Below are 17,285 nucleotides of genomic sequence, written 5' to 3'. Positions count from 1 at the left end.
TTTAATTTTTGTATTTTGCGCACTTAAACTCGCTCAAATGGAAAATCAACCTGTATTTATCAATGATGCCATAGTCTTTGGATTATTAATGATTTCGCTAGGATTTGTATTCTTTACAGAATCTAAGAAAACTGGTTTTTGGCATAAATTTTATCGTATTGTGCCAGCACTTTTAATGTGCTACCTAATTCCCGCTATATTTAATTCATTAGGTTTAATTTCTGATAAAATCTCACAAACCTATTTTATTGCCAGTCGTTATTTATTACCAGCATCACTGGTATTACTGACGTTGAGCATTGATTTAAAAGCTATCTTCAATTTAGGCTGGAAAGCATTAGTAATGTTTTTTACAGGAACTGTAGGCATTGTTATCGGTGGGCCAATAGCAATTTTGCTCATCTCAACATTTTCACCAGAAACTGTTGGTGGTGCAGGTTTTGATGCTACATGGAGAGGTCTTGCAACTTTGGCTGGAAGTTGGATTGGTGGCGGTGCCAATCAAGCTGCAATGTTAGAAATCTATGAGTTTAATCAAGAACTTTATGGCGGAATGGTACTAGTAGATATAGTTGTCGCTAACATTTGGATGGCTGTAATACTATTAGGAATCGGCAAGAGAAAACGTATTGATAAATGGTTGAAAGCGGATAATACTGCTATTGACGAATTACAAAATAAAGTACAAGCCTTTAGTGATAAAATTACCCGAGTACCATCTACTGCAGATCTTATGATAATTCTTGCACTAGCCTTTGGAGCGGTTGGAATTGCACACTTTGGTGCTGACCATATTTCGGTATTTCTAAAAGAGAATTTTGATGCAGTTAGTGACCCTAAGAGTGCATTGTCTTCTTTTGGAAGCGGTTTCTTTTGGCTAATTTCCATTGCAACATTAATTGGTGTTTTATTATCATTTACTAAAGCAAAGAATTATGAAGGTGCAGGCGCCAGTAAAGTAGGAAGTGTATTTATTTATATTCTTGTGGCAACTATCGGAATGAAAATGGATTTAGGCAAAATTCTTGAAAATCCCGGACTGATTTTAATTGGGTTAGTTTGGATGGCCATTCACGCAGGTCTTTTAATTTTGGTTGCTAAACTTATTAAGGCACCATATTTCTTCTTAGCTGTTGGGAGTCAAGCCAATGTTGGTGGAGCAGCATCAGCACCTGTTGTAGCAGCTGCATTTCATCCATCTTTAGCAACTGTCGGAGCCTTATTGGCAGTATTCGGTTACGTTGTGGGAACTTACGGAGCCATTCTCTGTGCCGAGCTTATGAAAATAGCAGCAGGTGGCTAGTATATTTAATTTCAAAATAAGATATTTGCGCTTCTATTTTCAAGCATAACTATTAAAACAAAACATGACGAAATTCAATAAAATTCTAAGCCTTTTAATCTTAATTTCTATGATTGTTTCTTGCGGAAAGGACAAAGAGACAAACTTTACTTTAAAGGGTAGTATTAAAGGGTTGAAAAAAGGTGTGGTGTATCTTCAAAAGGATGGTGACTCCACGATAATAGATTTAGACTCCATGACGATTACTGGACAACCAGAATTCACCTTACACACCAATATTGATGAGCCCATCCTACTCTATCTTAAATTGTTTAAAAATGATGGTGAAGAACACTACATTCCATTTTTTGCCGATAAGGGTGTTACCACAATTAAAACCTCATTAAATAAATTCAACTATGATGCTGAAATAAACGGCTCTAAACAGCAAGATTTGTTAAACGAGTACACAAAGGTTATGTCTAAATTCAATGACCAAAACCTAAGTCTTATTGAAGCCAATTTTTTAGCTCAGAAAGAAAATGATAGTATTGCTGTGGATTCATTAAGTAAAGTATCCGAAACCCTCATGAAGCGCAAATACTCATATACCATACAATTTGCACTCAACCATAAAGATAATATGATTGCACCTTATTTGGCATTGTATGAAATTCCGTCTGCCAATCCTATTTATATCGATTCGGTTTATAATGGCTTAACCGAAGACATAAAGCATTCTTTTTATGGTAAAAAGCTGGAAGAGGTTATCGCTAACAGATTATCTGAGGAATAGTGAAATTCTGAAACAAGTTCAGAATGACAGAAATAAAAAAACCAATCACTTTCATGATTGGTTTTTTTATTGAATAGCCTGAATGGGTCTATTATAATTTATTGATACGATCTATTAACGCTCTACCTTTGGTTTCTAAATCATTGTTTATTGATTTAAAGTGTGCTTTAGGATCTTCGATGTCTCTTTCGTTGACACGCACTATCAACTCATCAAATCCAGCAATAGCATCATCGATGATGGCATTGCTTTCTTTAGTTGGTTTCTCTGCATTTTCTAACTCCCAGTAGTAAACCGCCTCAATGATATCTCCAAAAACATAATTAATGTCCTTTTTTAAATCTCTTTTATTTGCCATGATAATTTATATTAATTTCTTGTGCAAAGGTAATGAATCCTATGATTATATAATCGGCAATGCCTTATAGTTTTAAACATAGACCTCAAGAAGTTTTGCTCCCTTTGTTTTTAGTTTAAAGTCTTTTATAGCGGCCGGAACCAGTATGGTTTCCCCTTTAGAAATTACATCGCTTGTAGTTTCTGTTGACAATTCAACTTCACCGTCAACACACATATAAATGAGGAAAGAGTCTTTTGTATTTGTCTTTTCAATTTCAGAATCGATGTCTATAAAGTTGGTTGTAAAGAAAGGGCGACTCACCATTTTATTGGATACATTTTTTTGCTTTTCATAGTCAACTCTAAAATCATCTTTCATGTCGAACTTAAAGGCATCTATAGCAATATCATTATGCAAATCGCGTGCATTACCTTCATCATCTACTCTATCCCAATCATATACACGATACGTTATATCACTGGTTTGTTGAATTTCTGCCAACAACACACCTGCTCCAATCGCATGGACTCTTCCGGCTTCAATAAAATAAGTGTCGCCTTCTTTTACTTTATCGAAATTTAAAATCTTAGGCAGTGTTTTTTCTTCAAGATGCTTTAAGTAAGTGTCTCTGTCCATATCTTGATTAAATCCAACAATAAGATTAGCATCCTTATCTGCCTGCATCACATACCACATCTCTGTTTTTCCGAAGGAATTATGACGTTTTTTAGCCAATGCATCATCAGGGTGCAATTGAATACTTAAATCCTGCTTTGCGTCAATAAACTTGATAAGCAAAGGAAAATCATTTCCAAAGCGTTTATAATTTTTATCACCTAATAAATCGGCTTTATGAGTTTCCAGTAGGTTTTGAAGATTCTGTCCTTTTAAATAACCATTCGCAACTTTAGAAATATCACCTGGTACAGTACTTACCTCCCAGCTTTCACCCAATTGTTTAGAATTGGATTTTTTATTGAACTGCTGAATAAGCTTTTTGCCTCCCCAAATTTTTTCTTTTAAAATGGGCTGAAACTTTAAAGGATATAAAGTGCTTTTCATAACATTACTCACCAGAATAGGTTACAAAATTACGTGGAGTTTCGTAAAGTGTGATTTCCAAATGGAATTTAGAATCTAATTTTGCCTTTATTTTATTATATATGACTACAGCTATATTTTCTGCGGTAGGGTTTAAATCCTTAAATTCTGGAACTTCAACATTAAGATTTTTATGGTCAAAGGCATCCTCAACTTCAGATTTTATGATGTCCTTTAAAATCTTCACATCGATAACATAGCCTGTTTCTGGGTCAATATCTCCAGTAACACTTGCAATTAATTCGTAATTGTGCCCATGAAAGTTTGGGTTGTTACACAGACCAAAAACTGCTTCATTCTTTTCATCGCTCCAATCTTTTCGGTAAAGTCTGTGCGCTGCATTAAAATGTGCTTTTCTGTGTACGGTTACCTTCATGTCTTATTAACGTTTATATATTCGTAAAACTTCTCAAATATAATTTTAAACCAAGCTGTGTATTTTTCTGGATTTAATGCCATATCCACTTTAACTTCTTCCAGTGGCATCCATTTCCAATCTGCGACTTCGTCTGTATTTATATTTGGCGCGTCGTTGTAATAACCAATCATTATATGGTCGTACTCGTGTTCTGTTAACCCATTATCAAAGGGTGCTTTATAAATGAATGATGTAGTTTCCTCCAGGTCCGTAACAAATCCCATTTCTTCTTGTAAACGTCGTTTACCAGCTTCTAAGTTGCTTTCACCATCGCGTTGGTGACTACAACAGGTATTGGTCCAAAGTCCAGGCGAATGGTACTTGTGCATGGCACGTTGTTGCAGCATTAATTCATTTTTATCATTGAAAACAAACACCGAAAATGCACGATGCAACAATGCTTTTTCGTGCGCTTCCATTTTGGGCATGAGCCCTATTTGATTATCATTTTCATCCACAAGGATGACTTGTTCTTCTGTCATATTGCGAAGTTACTATCTAAACCTGAAACAAAAGTAAAGGATTTCATAAAAAATAGCCGTTTAAAAAAATTAAACGGCTATTTCGATATTTTATCAAATTTATAGTTTAGTCTTTATCGTCACAAGATTTACCATTAATACTTGTAATAATAAATTCACTACGTCTGTTTAATTGATGTTCTTCTTCAGAACAACTAGATTCGTTTGTAGGTTCACAACCACAATCGTTTACCAATCTAGATTCGCCATAACCTTTTGCTGTTAAACGATCTTCAGAAATGCCATTATCCAATAAATACTGGCGCGTAGATTGTGCTCTATTTTCTGAAAGTGTTTCATTGTAAGCCATAGTACCTCTACAATCGGTATGCGAACGAATATCAATTGTCATCGTTGGGTATTTGTTCAATACAGCCAACACTTTCTGTAATTCGATTTCGGCATCATATCTAATGTTGTATTTATCGAAGTCGAAATAAATGATTGGAATATCCAATATCTTAGCTAAATCATCGCATGGATTGATTTCCTGTACATCTTTATCCAATAACAACTGAATCTGTAATTCTTGCTTTTTCTTTGGCGTGGTAAAACGTTTTTCGTCAGAAATATACGTTTCCTTTTCACCTCTAATTAAGTATTCCATTTCGCACTCTAGCTCAAACTCAAAAGCCGCATCTTCACCAACGGTTTTACGCTCTAGCTCATTACCTTCACCGTCAAATAAAATAACCGTCGCATTTGGTATTAGCTCATCTGTCTTTTTATCTTGAACAGTACCCACAACAAGTTGTTCACATTCTGGAACTTCAAAGGTGTAGATATCATCACTTCCTTTTCCACCTTCTCGGTTAGAACTAAAATAAACACGCTTGGTTACTAAATTTTCGTAATAACCAAAATCGTCTGCGGCACTATTCACTGGCTTTCCTATATTTTCTATCGGGAAATTTCTGTTTGAACCTTGAGCTACTTTTTGATCTAATCCTTCTGACTTAAAGACATCCAATCCTCCTAAACCTGGAAATCCAGTTGAAGAATAGAATAAATTACCACTTGTGTCCATAAACGGAAATGATTCTTGCCCTTCAGTATTAATTGATGGTCCTAAATTTTCAGGTTCACCTAGCGTACCATCGTCATTGACATCAACAACGAAAATATCAGATTGCCCAAAAGTACCTGGCATGTCTGATGCAAAGTATAAACGAGAACCTGTAAGATTTAAAGCAGGGTGTGCCACACTATAATCTTCACTGTTAAAATGGACTTTATAAATTTCATCCCATGTACCATCTTCACTTAATGTTGCTCTATATAACTGCAGTCTGTTAATACCAGAATCGTCTTCCTTATATCTTAGTTTGAAAAAATTATTTCTGGTAAAGAACATATACTTGCCATTTGGTGAAAATACAGCACTAGACTCGTGGAACTTTGTGTTTACCTTACCATCAATCTCCTTTACTTCACCAAAACCATTTTCGGTCTTTTCTACTGAATATAAATCTAAGTATGGTTCTTCGTTCCAACGATACTTTCGCCCTCCGCCTCTAGCTGAAGCGAATACAATTCCATTTTCATATTCCGTTGTACCAAAGTCTGAAAACTCTGTATTGATTTCAAGGTTTTGAGGCTCAATATCTTCTCTACTTGCTTCTTCAATATTAGATCTATAATCTACTCTCGAAAGAAATGCCTTTCCTCTTAAATCATCTGGTTTCAATTCGTGAAACTTTTTCATCCATTTGTCTGACTCTTCATAGTTCTTAATACCTTTAAGAGCTAAAGCATATCTAAAATAGTACTCAGGATCTATGACTTCATTAAGCTCCATTAATTCACCGTACCACTTAGCAGCATTTTCCATATCATTTAGAAAATAATAGGAATTAGCTAACTTCTGAAAAAGATCAACGGACTTATAGCCCTTATTGGCAACCTCGAGAAGAACTTCGCTAGTTTTAACGTAAGCGAAATCTCTATAGTCATCTTGTACGCTTTTAATTTTTCCTTCTTGAGCATAAGCAGTTAAAGCAAATAAACCTGCAAACACTAAACATATATATCTTGTAATTGTTCTCATAGTCCTATTTTTAGAAGAAACGTGGTGATAAAATTCTACCTAATCGCTTAATTTCGAATCTTAAAGTTATTTCGTGAGTTCCGCTATTGTAATTATTCAATCCTGTTGTCGTTAAGTCATAACCATAACCAATAAACATTCCTGGTGTCGCCTGGAACCCTACTAATGCACTAAATGAATCATCCCATCTCCAAGCTAAACCAGCTGTAAGATTCTTTTTATACCAAAAGTTCGCTGAGACATCCGCAATAAGTGGAGCACCTGATACACCTTTTACTAAAAAAGCTGGTTTTAATTCTAAGGTTTCACTAAGATTAAATACATATCCACCTATAGCATAAAAATGCATACGCTCTGTGGCTACAGATTCCTGAAAATCGTCATAATGCTCTGTCTCTAAAAAATTAGGAACAGCTAAACCTAGGTACCATTTTCTGGTATGCATGTATAAACCTGCACCTACCATTGGTGAAATTAAGTTTAGATTATTATTGAACACAACATCTGGATCTTGAAAACGTCCTTTGCTCCAATCTGTATCTAACATATGTACACCACCTTTAACACCAAATGACAATTTAAGATCATTAGCGTTTAATGGTATTGTATATGAAAAGTTTGCATCGACAAAGGTTTCTCTTGCTGGTCCTAAGGCATCACTTACTATATTAAGACCCAATCCAACGCGTTCATTTCGCAAAGGTGAATGAATCCCTAAAGATTGTGTTTGAGGCGCACCATCAATTCCAACCCATTGGGACCTATGTAAACCTACTACGCTCAACGTTTCTCGTTGACCAGCATATGCTGGGTTAACACTTAGCGTATTGTACATATAATGTGTGTACTGAGGATCTTGCTGTGCAGAACTATTAGCACTAAGTAGTATAAATACTAAAACTATTAATCCTTTTATTATTGATGATTTATGTATCATTTTAATGTATTTTATAATTCAGTGTTAATTAGTCTTATCTATTGATGTATAACCATCCTACTCTTGGTTCTGAGCCATCACCTAGGTCAAGTACATAATAATATGTTCCCACTGGTAATTTATCAGATTGATTAATTACAGCTCTACCATTAGAAGTACCATCCCAATCATTTAAGTAACCATTCTTAGTATATACTATGTTACCCCATCTGTTATAAACTTCTAACTTGTTGTTAGGGAATCGCTCTAAACAATCAATTACAAATGTTTCATTAACACCATCACCATTTGGTGAGAATTCGTTGTAAATTGTTAAACATATAGGATCGACAGCTGCAGTATCTTCATCGTTGCTTGGATTAACATCTGTTCCGCCATCAGCATTGAGGACAAACACAGTATTTGCATAATCTCCAATACCTAGAACTTCTACTGTAATCTGAAGTATTTCAACTTGATCTGGATCAAGTTGTCCTACAATCCATTCACCATCTATATCAGAATAAGTTCCTGCGGTTGTTATAGCTGACACAAATACATATCCACTTGGTATTTGTTCACTAATAACAACATTCGTAGCAGTAACATTACCAATATTTGCAACTTCAATTGTAAATGTGACTTCATCACCAACTACAGGTTGTAGTTCATCAACAACTTTATCAACTTCTAAATCGAAAATTGAATTTACAAATGTAATCGTTGGGTCATCTGGTTCTCCATCACCATTGTCATCATTATTACTATTATCATTAGGATCATCACTGGTATCAGTAACATCATCTGATGGATCACCTGGATCACCTCCTGGTGCCTCACTACTAACTGTAGCAGAATTCGTAACAAACCCTGTATCTAAATCAGCTTGAGTTATTTGATAAGTAGCTGTAAAAGTCGTACTATCAATCTCACCTGGCAAAAGCTGAGCTATAGGTCCACCCATCAATGTCAGTCCTGGTAAAGCATCTTGTACATCTATATTAGTTAATGTAAGATTACCTGTATTCTCAACAATAAATACATATGAAATAATATCATCTATACTTCCTGCTATCCCATCTCCATTAGTATCTTCTAACGGTAAAGTTGTTTTAATTAAACTAATACTTGGATTAGGAGGAATTATAGTCTCCGTTGGATCATCCTCAGTGTTACCATCGGTATCGTCATCGTCATCACTCGTATCATTTACCGTTGTTCCCGATGGGCTGTCTCCACTAGCTACTACGCTATTCTGGAAACCTCCTGCATCCACCGCATCTTGTTGAACTATATAAGTTGCTTCGTAAGTAGCTGTTTCACCAACTTGTAATGTGCCTTCAGGACTTCCCGCATCCGAACTTACAAATGTAGGTCCTGAAACTAAGGTCAATGTATTCCCATTGGCATCTGTAAATGTATCAACAATACCTACGCTATCCAAGGTCACATTTCCTGTGTTAGTCACCGTGATGGTATAAGTCATCTCGTCACCTAAACTCGCTCCCGCTGGTGCCACATCATTTGTGATCATTACAGTTTTAACCGTCTCAATACTTGGATCCTCTAATATGATAGTCACAGTTGGATCATCCTCGGTGTTACCATCGGTATCATCATCGTCATCACTCGTGTCATTTACCGTTGTTCCCGCTGGACTGTCTCCACTAGCTACTATGCTATTCTGGAAACCACCTGCATCCACTGCATCTTGTTGAACTATATAAGTTGCTTCGTAAGTAGCTGTTTCACCAACTTGTAATGTGCCTTCTGCGCTTCCCGCATCAGAACTTACAAATGTAGGTCCTGAAGCTAAGGTCAATGTATTCCCATTGGCATCTGTGAATGTATCAACAATACCTACGTTATCCAAGGTTACATTACCTGTATTGGTTACAGTTATTGTATAGGTCATCTCATCTCCTAATGAAGCTCCTACTGGTGCCACATCATTTGTGATCATTACAGTTTTAACCGTCTCAATACTTGGATCCTCTAATATGATAGTCACAGTTGGATCATCCTCGGTGTTACCATCGGTATCATCATCGTCATCACTCGTGTCATTTACCGTTGTTCCCGCTGGACTGTCTCCACTAGCTACTACGCTATTCTGGAAACCACCTGCATCCACTGCATCTTGTTGAACTATATAAGTTGCTTCGTAAGTAGCTGTTTCACCAACTTGTAATGTGCCTTCTGCGCTTCCCGCATCAGAACTTACAAATGTAGGTCCTGAAGCTAAGGTCAATGTATTCCCATTGGCATCTGTGAATGTATCAACAATACCTACGCTATCCAAGGTTACATTACCTGTATTGGTTACAGTTATTGTATAGGTCATCTCATCTCCTAATGAAGCTCCCGCTGGTCCTACATCATTTGTGATCGCTATAGTTTTTACAGCTTCTATGCTCGGGATCGGTGCAATGTCAAATGGCGTCACATCATTGGTCGGATCCGCATCGTTGTTGTCACCGTTGACATCGTCAAGGTCCGCTGTCTCTTCATTCGCCGGATCTAATACTGCAGTTCCATCGGCCTCAGTACCTGTATCCGATATATCAGTGACATCATTAATATTACCTGGTGAACTCGCCGTAACATCAGCAGTGTTCTCAATACCGCCAGCATCAACATCACTCTGTAATATGGTATAACTTGCTGAACAAGTCGCACTCTCGCCTGGTAATAGAATTGCTGTGATACATGTCACAGTACCTACTATTGGATCATTAATTGTAATTCCCGTTAGGGTTACGTTACCTGTGTTGGTCACCGTGAAGCTATAGTTTACAATATCGTCAACTAAACCTGTTCCACCTGCTGGTGTAACACTTGATATGCTTTTGATCAATTCTATGCTCGGGTTAGGTGCTATATCGAATGGCGTCACGTCATTCGTTGGATCCGCATCATTGTTATCCCCATTGACATCGTCAAGGTCATCGGTCTCTTCGTTGGCCGGGTCTACCACAGTAGTACCGTCAGCTTCTGTACCTGTATCCGATACGTCAGTGACGTCATCGGTGTTGCCCGGTGAACTCGCCGTAACATCAGCGGTGTTCTCTATACCACCTGCATCAATGTCATTTTGTGTAATAATATAAGTCGCTAAACAATTTGTACTCTCACCTGGTGCCAAACTCGTTGCTACACATGTTACCGTGCCTACAACAGGGTCGTTCACCGTAATGCCCGTTAGAGTCACGTTACCCGTGTTGGTCACCGTGAAGCTGTAATTGATTATATCTCCAATTAAACCAGTTCCACCAGATGGAATTACACTTGCTACACTCTTGATAAGTTCGATGCTCGGTGATGCAAGAATTACGGTCTCCGTTGGATCATCCTCTGTGTTACCATCGGTATCGTCACCATCATCACTGGTATCATTTACCGTTGTTCCCGCTGGACTGTCTCCACTAGCTACTACACTATTCTGGAAGCCACCTGCATCCACTGCATCTTGTTCAATTATATAAGTTGCTTCATAAGTTGCTGTTTCACCAACCTGTAATGTACCTTCTGCACTTCCCGCATCCGAACTTACAAAGGTTGGTCCCGAAACAAAGGTCAACGTATTTCCATTGGCATCTGTGAATGTATCAACGATACTTACACTATCTAAGGTCACATTACCTGTGTTAGTCACTGTGATTGTATAAGTCATCTCGTCCCCTAAGCTCGCACCTACTGGTGCTACATCATTAGTTATCGCTACAGTCTTGACCGTCTCGATACTTGGGTTCTCTGGAATCGTCGTATCTGTTGGATCGTCCGTTCCGGTTGGATCTGCTGGATCATCACTATCGTCCGTTACTGGATTGCCGCTTGGGTCATCACTATCGGCTATCGCCTGATTCGTTACTATACCTGCATCGATATCAGCCTGGGTGATCGCATAGGTCGCTGTGTAAACTATCGTCCCTGCGCCAACTGCCATATCTTCCAGGTCGGCTTCTCCGTCTTCGTCACTTCCTCCACTGACATAGGTCGGTGTCGGTAAGGTGCCCGTTCCCGTAAAGTCCGCTGCGTCTTCTGTGACGCTCACATCAAATAAGGTCGTGTTGCCCGTGTTGGTCACCGTATAGGTATACGTTATTATGTCACCCGGTGTGGCGATGCCGTCAACGCCAAGGTCCAGACTACTGGTCTTCTCTATGGCGATGCTTGCTGCCTGTGGAATCGTCGTATCCGTTGGATCGTCCGTTCCGGTTGGATCTGCTGGATCATCACTATCGTCCGTTACTGGATTGCCGCTTGGGTCATCACTATCGGCTATCGCCTGGTTCGTTACTATACCTGCATCGATATCAGCCTGGGTGATCGCATAGGTCGCTGTGTAAACTATCGTTCCGCTACCTACTACCATATCTTCCAGGTCGGCTTCTCCGTCTTCGTCACTTCCTCCACTGACATAGGTCGGTGTCGGTAAGGTGCCCGTTCCCGTAAAGTCCGCTGCGTCTTCTGTGACACTAACATCAAATAAGGTCGTGTTGCCCGTGTTGGTGACTGTATAGGTGTAGGTGATGATATCCCCTACACTGGCTATTCCATCTACTCCTAGGTCCAGACTACTGGTCTTCTCTATGGCGATGCTTGCTGCCTGTGGAATCGTCGTATCCGTTGGATCGTCCGTTCCGGTTGGATCTGCTGGATCATCACTATCGTCCGTTACTGGATTACCGCTTGGGTCATCACTATCGGCTATCGCCTGGTTCGTTACTATACCTGCATCGATATCGGCCTGGGTGATCGCATAGGTCGCTGTGTAAACTATCGTTCCGCTACCTACTACCATATCTTCCAGGTCGGCTTCTCCGTCTTCGTCCGTGCCTCCACTGACATAGGTCGGTGTCGGTAAGGTGCCCGTTCCCGTAAAGTCCGCTGCGTCTTCTGTGACGCTCACATCAAATAAGGTCGTGTTGCCCGTGTTGGTCACCGTATAGGTATACGTTATTATGTCACCCGGTGTGGCGATGCCGTCAACGCCAAGGTCCAGACTACTGGTCTTCTCTATGGCGATGCTTGCTGCCTGTGGAATCGTCGTATCCGTTGGATCGTCCGTTCCGGTTGGATCTGCTGGATCATCACTATCGTCCGTTACTGGATTGCCGCTTGGGTCATCACTATCGGCTATCGCCTGGTTCGTTACTATACCTGCATCGATATCGGCCTGGGTGATCGCATAGGTCGCTGTGTAGACTATCGTCCCTGCGCCAACTGCCATATCTTCCAGGTCGGCTTCTCCGTCTTCGTCCGTGCCTCCACTGACATAGGTCGGTGTTGGTAAGGTGCCCGTTCCCGTAAAGTCCGCTGCGTCTTCTGTGACGCTCACATCAAATAAGGTCGTGTTGCCCGTGTTGGTCACCGTATAGGTGTAGGTAATGATATCTCCTACACTGGCTACTCCATCTACTCCCAGGTCCAGACTACTGGTCTTCTCTATAGCGATGCTTGCTGCCTGTGGAATCGTCGTATCCGTTGGATCGTCCGTTCCGGTTGGATCTGCTGGATCATCACTATCGTCCGTTACTGGATTGCCGCTTGGGTCATCACTATCGGCTATCGCCTGGTTCGTTACTATACCTGCATCGATATCGGCCTGGGTGATCGCATAGGTCGCTGTGTAGACTATCGTCCCTGCGCCAACTGCCATATCTTCCAGGTCGGCTTCTCCGTCTTCGTCCGTGCCTCCACTGACATAGGTCGGTGTCGGTAAGGTGCCCGTTCCCGTAAAGTCCGCTGCGTCTTCTGTGACGCTCACATCAAATAAGGTCGTGTTGCCCGTGTTGGTCACCGTATAGGTATACGTTATTATGTCACCCGGTGTGGCGATGCCGTCAACGCCAAGGTCCAGACTACTGGTCTTCTCTATGGCGATGCTTGCTGCCTGTGGAATCGTCGTATCCGTTGGATCGTCCGTTCCGGTTGGATCTGCTGGATCATCACTATCGTCCGTTACTGGATTACCGCTTGGGTCATCACTATCGGCTATCGCCTGGTTCGTTACTATACCTGCATCGATATCGGCCTGGGTGATCGCATAGGTCGCTGTGTAGACTATCGTCCCTGCGCCAACTGCCATATCTTCCAGGTCGGCTTCTCCGTCTTCGTCTGTTCCTCCACTGACATAGGTCGGTGTCGGTAAGGTGCCCGTTCCCGTAAAGTCCGCTGCGTCTTCTGTGACGCTCACATCAAATAAGGTCGTGTTGCCCGTGTTGGTCACCGTATAGGTGTAGGTAATGATATCTCCTACACTGGCTACTCCATCTACTCCCAGGTCCAGACTACTGGTCTTCTCTATAGCGATGCTTGCTGCCTGTGGAATCGTCGTATCCGTTGGATCGTCCGTTCCGGTTGGATCTGCTGGATCATCACTATCGTCCGTTACTGGATTGCCGCTTGGGTCATCACTATCGGCTATCGCCTGGTTCGTTACTATACCTGCATCGATATCGGCCTGGGTGATCGCATAGGTCGCTGTGTAGACTATCGTCCCTGCGCCAACTGCCATATCTTCCAGGTCGGCTTCTCCGTCTTCGTCACTTCCTCCACTGACATAGGTCGGTGTCGGTAAGGTCCCCGTTCCCGTAAAGTCCGCTGCGTCTTCTGTGACACTAACATCAAATAAGGTCGTGTTGCCTGTGTTGGTGACTGTATAGGTGTAGGTGATGATATCCCCTACACTGGCTATTCCATCTACTCCTAGGTCCAGACTACTGGTCTTCTCTATGGCGATGCTTGCTGCCTGTGGAATCGTCGTATCCGTTGGATCGTCCGTTCCGGTTGGATCTGCTGGATCATCACTATCGTCCGTTACTGGATTACCGCTTGGGTCATCACTATCGGCTATCGCCTGGTTCGTTACTATACCTGCATCGATATCGGCCTGGGTGATCGCATAGGTCGCTGTGTAGACTATCGTTCCGCTACCTACTACCATATCTTCCAGGTCGGCTTCTCCGTCTTCGTCACTTCCTCCACTGACATAGGTCGGTGTCGGTAAGGTCCCCGTTCCCGTAAAGTCCGCTGCGTCTTCTGTGACACTAACATCAAATAAGGTCGTGTTGCCCGTGTTGGTGACTGTATAGGTGTAGGTGATGATATCCCCTACACTGGCTATTCCATCTACTCCTAGGTCCAGACTACTGGTCTTCTCTATGGCGATGCTTGCTGCCTGTGGAATCGTCGTATCCGTTGGATCGTCCGTTCCGGTTGGATCTGCTGGATCATCACTATCGTCCGTTACTGGATTACCGCTTGGGTCATCACTATCGGCTATCGCCTGGTTCGTTACTATACCTGCATCGATATCAGCCTGGGTGATCGCATAGGTCGCTGTGTAAACTATCGTTCCGCTACCTACTACCATATCTTCCAGGTCGGCTTCTCCGTCTTCGTCACTTCCTCCACTGACATAGGTCGGTGTCGGTAAGGTCCCCGTTCCCGTAAAGTCCGCTGCGTCTTCTGTGACACTAACATCAAATAAGGTCGTGTTGCCTGTGTTGGTGACTGTATAGGTGTAGGTGATGATATCCCCTACACTGGCTATTCCATCTACTCCCAGGTCTAGACTACTGGTCTTCTCTATAGCGATGCTTGCTGCCTGTGGAATCGTCGTATCCGTTGGATCGTCCGTTCCGGTTGGATCTGCTGGATCATCACTATCGTCCGTTACTGGATTGCCGCTTGGGTCATCACTATCGGCTATCGCCTGGTTCGTTACTATACCTGCATCGATATCGGCCTGGGTGATCGCATAGGTCGCTGTGTAGACTATCGTCCCTGCGCCAACTGCCATATCTTCCAGGTCGGCTTCTCCGTCTTCGTCCGTGCCTCCACTGACATAGGTCGGTGTCGGTAAGGTGCCCGTTCCCGTAAAGTCCGCTGCGTCTTCTGTGACGCTCACATCAAATAAGGTCGTGTTGCCCGTGTTGGTCACCGTATAGGTATACGTTATTATGTCACCCGGTGTGGCGATGCCGTCAACGCCAAGGTCCAGACTGCTGGTCTTCTCTATGGCGATAACCGGACAAACATTACTATTTAATGTTATAGGGTTATTTGAAACGGCTAAACATGCTGGTGTTGATTGGTATCTTACTGCAGGCGTATATGTATTTGGAGGTAAATTATTAAAAACATTTGATGTTTGCCAAGGTCCTGCAGCACCATTAATACTATACTCAATTGTTCCTCCTCCATTATCTGTTGCGTCAATTGTTATTGATCCTTCATTATCTGGACATGTTGGTTGTACAGCACTAGTTGTAGGTTCTATTGTAGGTGGAGGAATTAAAAATGCTGGATCATACATCACAAATACCTTACCGTCTCCTCCATCACCTGAAGATGAGTTTCTAAATCTAATTCTAAATCCGTATATATCAGTTCCTGATGTTACAAAAGCGGTTAATGGGTATATACTCATTTCAATATTTTGACCAGGGAAGTTGGCCGCATCTACTTGAATGCCAGTATCTATATAAGTACCCGTAGAAGTAACAACTAATGTACCTATAGGGTTTCCTGTTGCATCTAATGCCTGGATTCTGTATGAATTATTACCATTACGTTCTGAGGCTACCATATATCTATTAGCTGCAGCTGCAATTGGAGCATCGTACATAAAGTCAACAAAATCAACTGGGTCAATATTGTTATCTGTAGATAAGTAATTCGTTAAATCTCTATCTCTGTAGGCATCTAATAGTTCTGGATCAAATATCGCTGGCCCATCAGTAATATTGGCACCTAAAGTACCCATATCATATATATATTGATTTGCAGCAGCTGGATTTGCAAACGAATAATTTACTGTAGAAGGCACATAAAAACCTGAGAAAGGGTTTGGCTCACCAGTTACGGTGACCGAATTTAATACTGCGCCAGCAGTACCTCCTGTTCCCGTTATGTCAAAAGTTACATCACCTGACGCCAATGGCGCTGTTGGATTGCCTGTCGGAATCGCATCATTACAAGCATCATCACTACACTCTGTTGGTGCCGTGAAAACAGCAGTATCTGTAAATGTACATGTTGGAGCATCTGAAAATGCTGCTGTTAAAGAAACATCATTGCCATTAGCCGAAAAAACAATATCATTAAATGTATGAGGTGATGTTAATCCTACTGCTGAAACTGATGCTGAACCATCTCCTGTTAAATCTAGAGTACCAGTGCCTGGAGACCCATCAAAAGTTACTGTGATATCAGCTGTAAACGTGTCATCTGAAATGTCACTTGGTGTTCCATTGTTATTACAAGCGGTTATATCTGATGCTGTTATTGCAGTTATATTAAATCCTGAGTCCTCCAATGTAATTGGATTAATAGACTCAGCTAAACAAGTTGGCGTAGATTGATATCTTACTGCTGAAGTATATGTTCCTGGAGTTAGGTTGTTAAATACATTTGATGTTTGCCACGGTCCTGCAGCACCATTAACACTATATTCTATTGTTCCGCCTCCATTATCTGTGGCATCAATAGTTATCGATCCCAAATTTGTTGGGCATGTTGGTTGAACCGCACTTGTTGTTGCCTCTATTGTTGGTGGAGGAGTTAAAAAAGCAGGATCATATAAAACGAATACCTTTCCATCGCCTGCATCACCTGATGATGAATTTCTGAATCTAATTCTAAATCCATAAATATCACTACCTGATGGTACAAATGCTGTTAGAGGATAAATACTTGCTTCAGCATTTTCACCTGGGAAATTAGTAGGGTCTACCTGTACACCTGTATCAATATAAGTTGCTACCGATGTTGTTCTTTCTGTTCCGATTGGGTTGCCGGCAGCATCTAGGGCTTGGATTCTATAAGAAATATTTCCATCTCTTTCTGTCGCAACCA

8 protein-coding genes and 2 pseudogenes are annotated in these 17,285 nt (G+C 41.2%); 2 read left to right on the top strand and 8 right to left on the bottom strand.

Features of this window, described 5'->3' with window-relative positions:
• The first annotated feature begins 37 nt into the window (after positions 1 to 37).
• Positions 38 to 1,303 carry a DUF819 domain-containing protein gene (locus SIB89_RS13875; RefSeq protein WP_273290474.1) on the top strand — a complete coding sequence of 422 codons (1,266 nt, stop codon included), beginning with the start codon at positions 38 to 40 and terminating at the stop codon, positions 1,301 to 1,303.
• Positions 1,304 to 1,367: 64 nt separating this feature from the next.
• On the top strand, positions 1,368 to 2,078 hold the full coding sequence (locus tag SIB89_RS13870; protein ID WP_412560236.1) for a DUF4369 domain-containing protein: 711 nt from the start codon (positions 1,368 to 1,370) through the stop codon (positions 2,076 to 2,078).
• Positions 2,079 to 2,169: 91 nt separating this feature from the next.
• Here the strand turns inward: SIB89_RS13870 and SIB89_RS13865 are convergent, their stop codons facing one another.
• The 8 genes and pseudogenes from SIB89_RS13865 to SIB89_RS13830 all read right to left on the bottom strand — a co-directional run.
• Positions 2,170 to 2,436: a hypothetical protein gene (locus SIB89_RS13865; RefSeq protein WP_273290478.1), complete on the bottom strand. Its 267-nt coding sequence runs from the start codon at positions 2,434 to 2,436 to the stop codon at positions 2,170 to 2,172.
• A 72-nt stretch (positions 2,437 to 2,508) separates the two neighbouring features.
• A complete protein-coding gene (locus tag SIB89_RS13860) occupies positions 2,509 to 3,480 on the bottom strand; it encodes a type I phosphomannose isomerase catalytic subunit (RefSeq protein WP_412560235.1) in 972 nt (323 codons plus the stop codon).
• A 4-nt stretch (positions 3,481 to 3,484) separates the two neighbouring features.
• Positions 3,485 to 3,895, bottom strand: coding sequence for a 6-pyruvoyl trahydropterin synthase family protein (locus SIB89_RS13855; protein ID WP_155089289.1), 411 nt, complete (start codon positions 3,893 to 3,895; stop codon positions 3,485 to 3,487).
• A complete protein-coding gene (idi, locus tag SIB89_RS13850) occupies positions 3,892 to 4,419 on the bottom strand; it encodes an isopentenyl-diphosphate Delta-isomerase (RefSeq protein WP_155089288.1) in 528 nt (175 codons plus the stop codon). The genes SIB89_RS13855 and idi overlap by 4 nt, the downstream gene beginning before the upstream one ends.
• Positions 4,420 to 4,525: 106 nt before the next feature.
• Positions 4,526 to 6,505: an OmpA family protein gene (locus SIB89_RS13845; protein ID WP_412560234.1), complete on the bottom strand. Its 1,980-nt coding sequence runs from the start codon at positions 6,503 to 6,505 to the stop codon at positions 4,526 to 4,528.
• A 10-nt stretch (positions 6,506 to 6,515) separates the two neighbouring features.
• A complete protein-coding gene (locus SIB89_RS13840; RefSeq protein WP_273290487.1) occupies positions 6,516 to 7,442 on the bottom strand; it encodes a type IX secretion system membrane protein PorP/SprF in 927 nt (308 codons plus the stop codon).
• 34 nt (positions 7,443 to 7,476) lie between these two features.
• Positions 7,477 to 10,668 (bottom strand): annotated as a pseudogene (locus SIB89_RS13835) (gliding motility-associated C-terminal domain-containing protein); the annotation flags it as partial.
• Between the two features lie 198 nt (positions 10,669 to 10,866).
• Positions 10,867 to 15,744, bottom strand: a pseudogene (locus tag SIB89_RS13830) (beta strand repeat-containing protein); the annotation flags it as partial.
• Positions 15,745 to 17,285: the final 1,541 nt, after the last annotated feature.

It is taken from the genome of Winogradskyella sp. MIT101101, assembly GCF_047126865.1.
Taxonomy (GTDB): domain Bacteria; phylum Bacteroidota; class Bacteroidia; order Flavobacteriales; family Flavobacteriaceae; genus Winogradskyella; species Winogradskyella ouciana.
The sequence above is the reverse complement of the archived record's forward strand: the minus strand, read 5'-3'. Positions and strand labels throughout refer to the sequence as shown.